Below are 1,184 nucleotides of genomic sequence, written 5' to 3'. Positions count from 1 at the left end.
CAAACTGTCGGTGGAGTACCCGGTACGGCGTCTCTGCCAGACCCTCCAGGTGCATCCCAGCGGTTACTACGCCTGGCTGGCCGAGCCGAAATCCGCGCGTGCCAAGGAAGATCAGCGTCTGCTCGGATTGATCAAGCATGCCTGGTTGGAAAGCGGCGGGGTCTACGGCTACCGCAAGATCCACGACGACCTGCGTGAGCTGGGCGAGTCCTGTGGCCGGCATCGTGTGGCTCGCCTGATGAGGAGAGAGGGGCTGCGCTCTCAGACCGGTTATCGCCGGCGCCCCGGGTACTACGGTGGCAAGCCGCCAGTGGCCTCGCCCAACCGTCTGGAGCGGCAGTTCAATATCAGTGAACCGAACAAGGTCTGGGTCACCGACATCACTTACATCCGCACGTATGAGGGCTGGTTGTACTTGGCGGTGGTGCTGGATCTGTTTTCTCGCCAAGTGATCGGCTGGTCGATGAAGCCTCGGATGTGCAGCGATCTGGCCATCGATGCGTTGCTGATGGCAGTGTGGCGGCGCAAGCCCAAGCAGGAAGTGATGATCCATTCCGACCAGGGCAGCCAGTTCAGCAGCTCGGACTGGCAGAGTTTCCTCAAGGCCAACAACCTGATCAGCAGCATGAGTCGACGCGGTAACTGTCACGACAACGCGGTCGCGGAAAGCTTTTTCCAGTTGCTGAAGCGGGAACGCATCCGACGGAAAACCTACGGAACCCGCGAAGAAGCCCGCAGTGATGTGTTCGTTTACATCTAGATGTTCTATACCCCCAAGCGCCGGCACAGCAGCGCTATGCAGCTATCGCCAGTGGAGTTTGAAAAGCGCTATTTCCAGAGCTTGGAGAGTGTCTAGGAAAGCTGGGGCGATTCAGGCATCGATGACCTTCGCAGTTTCATACCAAGTGAAATCGACTAAAAGCATTATATGATCCACAAGATCAAATCTAGTAGATATCCAATGTTCGGCCAACAAGATCCAGTCCCACTAAGCTTGTTTGATAATTCCAGTACGATAAAAATATCGTAAAATAGAAATATCGCGGTAAACTTTATTGCCCCACTTCGATTTGTTGGTTAATAAAAAATCCATTTGGTTTTAATTTTTGGTAACGATATGCATTGTCTTCTGTTAATAAGCCGCTGGCTCTGCTATGTGACAGGCTTCGCAAAAAATAGGATTG

Annotated in this window: 1 pseudogene; it reads left to right on the top strand. The window is 53.4% G+C overall.

The annotated features are described in order from the left end of the window. Positions 1–856 (top strand): annotated as a pseudogene (locus U1R88_RS35550) (IS3 family transposase); the annotation flags it as partial. Positions 857–1,184 lie beyond the last annotated feature (328 nt).

Origin of the sequence: Labrys sedimenti (genome assembly GCF_034424805.1) — a bacterium.
Classification (GTDB): domain Bacteria; phylum Pseudomonadota; class Alphaproteobacteria; order Rhizobiales; family Labraceae; genus Labrys; species Labrys sedimenti.
This window is presented reverse-complemented; position numbering and strand designations above follow the sequence as displayed.